5 protein-coding genes and 1 pseudogene are annotated in these 3,559 nt (G+C 66.4%); all 6 read right to left on the bottom strand.

What is annotated here, in order from left to right; genetic code table 11:
- A pseudogene (locus tag HC022_RS21355) lies at positions 1 to 668 on the bottom strand (NADH-quinone oxidoreductase subunit D); the annotation flags it as partial.
- On the bottom strand, positions 668 to 1,276 hold the full coding sequence (locus tag HC022_RS21350) for an NADH-quinone oxidoreductase subunit C (RefSeq protein ID WP_008885229.1): 609 nt from the start codon (positions 1,274 to 1,276) through the stop codon (positions 668 to 670). The gene HC022_RS21350 and the pseudogene HC022_RS21355, both read right to left, overlap by 1 nt.
- 13 nt (positions 1,277 to 1,289) lie before the next feature.
- The gene (locus HC022_RS21345; protein ID WP_083791812.1) at positions 1,290 to 1,823 is read right to left on the bottom strand and encodes an NADH-quinone oxidoreductase subunit B family protein; all 534 of its coding nucleotides are present in this window, start codon (positions 1,821 to 1,823) and stop codon (positions 1,290 to 1,292) included.
- On the bottom strand, positions 1,814 to 2,179 hold the full coding sequence (locus HC022_RS21340) for an NADH-quinone oxidoreductase subunit A (protein ID WP_008885187.1): 366 nt from the start codon (positions 2,177 to 2,179) through the stop codon (positions 1,814 to 1,816). The genes HC022_RS21345 and HC022_RS21340 overlap by 10 nt, the downstream gene beginning before the upstream one ends.
- 233 nt (positions 2,180 to 2,412) lie before the next feature.
- On the bottom strand, positions 2,413 to 2,820 hold the full coding sequence (locus HC022_RS21335) for a hypothetical protein (RefSeq protein ID WP_040384075.1): 408 nt from the start codon (positions 2,818 to 2,820) through the stop codon (positions 2,413 to 2,415).
- Between the two features lie 143 nt (positions 2,821 to 2,963).
- Positions 2,964 to 3,559, bottom strand: a 596-nt coding sequence (locus tag HC022_RS21330) for an enoyl-CoA hydratase-related protein (protein ID WP_167453758.1), incomplete at its 5' end; no start/stop codon positions are given.

Here is a 3,559-nt window from a genome sequence, read left to right as displayed (position 1 = left end):
TCGGTGATCACGCCGATGTCGGCGTTGCGCTGCTTGAAGATGCGGTTCTCGGTCAGCAGGTCGTCGATGTCCTGCAGGCGGGCCGGGAACTGGTCGCACCACGCGTCGATGTCGTCGATCAGCTTGGGCGGCAGGTCCTGATGCACGCCGCCGGGCCGGAAATAGGCCGCGTGCAGGCGCGCGCCGCAGGCCCGCTCGTAGAAGACCATGAGCTTCTCGCGTTCCTCGAAGCCCCAGAGCGGCGGCGTCAGAGCGCCCACGTCCATGGCCTGCGTGGTCACGTTCAGCAGGTGATTCAGGATGCGCCCGATCTCGCAGTAGAGCACGCGGATCAGCTGCGCCCGGCGCGGCACCTCGACCCCGGTCAGACGTTCGATCGCGATGCACCAGGCGTGTTCCTGGTTCATCGTGCCGACGTAGTCGAGACGGTCGAAGTACGGCAGGTTCTGCAGGTAGGTGCGGCTTTCCATCAGCTTCTCGGTGCCGCGGTGCAGCAGGCCGATGTGAGGATCGCAGCGCTCGACGATCTCGCCGTCGAGCTCGAGCACGAGACGCAGCACGCCGTGGGCCGCGGGGTGCTGCGGGCCGAAGTTGATGTTGAAGTTGCGGATCTTCTGCTCGCCGGACAGCGCGTCGGTGCTGCCGTCGTCGAATTTCGAGCCGTCCATCATTTCGATGCCTCCGCCTTTTCATCGCCGGGCAGCACGTACTGGGCACCCTCCCAAGGCGACATGAAGTCAAACTGCCGGTATTCCTGCACGAGGCTCACCGGCTCGTAGACGACACGCTTGAGTTCTTCATCGTAGCGCACCTCGACATAGCCCGTGGTCGGGAAGTCCTTGCGCAGCGGGTGGCCGCGGAAGCCGTAGTCGGTGAGGAGGCGGCGCAGGTCCGGGTGGCCCGAGAAGATGATCCCGAACATGTCGAAGACCTCGCGCTCGAACCAGTTGGCACTGACGTGCACGCCCGTGATCGAGGGCACCACCTCGTCCTCGCGTACGGCGACGCGGACGCGGATGCGGTGGTTCTGGTACATCGACAGGAAGTGGTAGACCACGTCGAAGCGCTTGGCCCGCTCGGGGTAGTCCACCGCCGTGATGTCGACCAGCGTCGAAAAGCGGCAGGACGGGTCGGTCTTCAGAAACTCGACGAATCCCGCGATGTTGGACGAGGCCACGTCGACGTTCAGCTCGCCTAACGCCACGTTCCAGCCCAGCACGCAATCCGGGCGCTTGAGCTCGAGATGCCCGCCGAGTTCGCTCATTGCCTGCGTCATTGCTCGCCTCCCCTCAGCGCACGATGGTTCCGGTGCGGCGGATCTTCTTCTGCAGCGCCATGATGCCGTAGAGCAGCGCCTCGGCCGTGGGCGGGCAGCCGGGAACGTAGACGTCCACCGGCACGATGCGGTCGCAGCCGCGCACCACGGAATAACTGTAGTGATAGTACCCGCCGCCGTTGGCGCAGGAGCCCATCGAGATCACGTAGCGCGGCTCGGGCATCTGGTCGTAGACCTTGCGGAGCGCCGGCGCCATCTTGTTGGTGAGCGTGCCTGCGACGATCATCAGGTCCGACTGGCGCGGGCTGGCGCGCGGCGCGGTGCCAAAGCGTTCAAGGTCGTAGCGTGGCATCGAAGTCTGCATCATCTCGATGGCGCAGCAGGCGAGACCGAAGGTCATCCAGTGCAGCGAGCCGGTGCGCGCCCAGTTGATCACGTCGTCGACCGAGGTCAGCAGGAAGCCCTTGTCCTGAAGCTCGCGGTTCAGCGCCTGAGTCGCCACCTCGCGGTCGGGTCCGGCGGTGGTCGGTCCGGTCATCACTCCCATTCAAGCGCCCCTTTCTTCCATTCGTAGGCGAAGCCCGCGGTCAGCACCGCAAGGAACACCATCATCGACCAGAAGCCGACCATGCTCACGTCCTTGAAGGCGGTGGCCCAGGGGAACAGGAAAGCGATCTCGAGGTCGAAGATGATGAACAGGATCGACACGAGGTAGAACCGCACGTCGAACTTCATCCGCGCATCGTCGAAGGCGTTGAACCCGCATTCGTACGCCGAGACCTTCTCGGGGTCAGGATGGCGCACGGCCAGCACGACGGCGGCGAGGATGAGGATCGCACCGAGGGCGATTGCGACGGCTAGGAAAACGAGGATCGGGAGATATTCCCGCAGCATCTCTTCCACTTGCTGGCTCCTTTGCGAGGCGCGCCGGAAGGTTGGCGCGGAAACCATGGCGGTGTTGCCTTGCTATTCGTGACTTATCGCCGGTGCAAGACAGGGTCAACAAGCACGCCAAATATTCAGGAAGGGTTAAATCGCTGATTTTCTAACGGGATAGACGGAAAATCCCGGTGACTGCCTGACAAAGCGACATTTTTATCGTCTACATTTGCATACATCGGCCCTCCCGCCCCTGCTCATGCCGTCATCACCGCGAGCGCCATCGCCGTCAGCACCGCGTGGCACGGTCCCCAGAACCTGCGCTCGACCGGGCGCCGCGCCGCGAGACTCAGCGCCGCGAGCGCCCCCTGTACCGCCACCGCGAGCCAGCCGGTCCAGCGCGGCCAGCCGAGTCCCGGGAAGCCCGCGGCCGCGACGATCGCGAGTGCCAGATAAAGCAGCACCGGCACCGTAAGCGCCGCGGCAAGCCTGCCGGCCGGCGACAGCGGACGGCCCGGCCCGGCCCACGCGTCACCCTGAGCGGTCTGCGTGACATCTAGCCCCGGCCCCCACGAGGACCAGGGCGCTCCGAAGGCCAGTGCAATGTGGAGAATCGCCAGCGCGAGACAGAGCGTTGCGTGAAGATGCGCGATCTGGACCGTCACCCCGCCTCCTCCTGCCCGCTTGCGTCGCGGCACCGGGGGCGGCACCGCGCCCGCGCAGGCTGGCAATGATCGGCGCGCGGGTAAAGCGTGACCCGGTGTCACGCCTCCCCCGGACGGTTATCCCGGACGCCCCCGGCGGGCGGTCACCCGGCCCAGGGCGCCTTTCGCTTCTCGAAGAAGGCCGAGATGCCCTCTTGCGCCTCGTCGCTCTGCCAGCGGATCGCCAGCGCCTCGATGGCGTGGTCGACCTGCTCCGGCGTCACGCGCCCGGCAAGCTCGTTCAGCAGCGCCTTGGCCTCGCGCACGGCGAAGGGCGCGCAGCTAAGATAGGGCGCAACCTCGGCCTCGACCGCCGCGTCCAGATCCTCAGGCGCCACGACCCGGTTCAGCAGGTCGAGCCGCATCGCCTCGTCGGCGTCGAAAACCCGCGCGTTCATGAAGACCTCACGGGCCCGCACCGCACCCATCCGCGCGATGACGAAGGGCCCGATGTTGGCGGGAATCAGCCCCAGCCGCACCTCGGTAAAGCCCATGCGGATGCCGCTCGTGCCGATCGAGACGTCACAGACCGCCGCGAGCCCGACACCGCCGCCGAAAGCATTGCCGTGGATCCGCCCGATCAGCGGCTGCGGCAACGCGGCCAGCGCGCCCATCGCGCCGGCGATGCGCCGCGACTCGCGCTTGCGGGTCTCCGCGTCCATGCCGAACTGCTCGCGCATCCACGCCAGATCGCCGCCCG

It is taken from the genome of Salipiger sp. HF18, assembly GCF_011806505.1.
Classification (GTDB): domain Bacteria; phylum Pseudomonadota; class Alphaproteobacteria; order Rhodobacterales; family Rhodobacteraceae; genus Salipiger; species Salipiger thiooxidans.
Note: the sequence above shows the minus strand (reverse complement) of the source record. Positions and strands in the feature narration are given on the sequence as shown.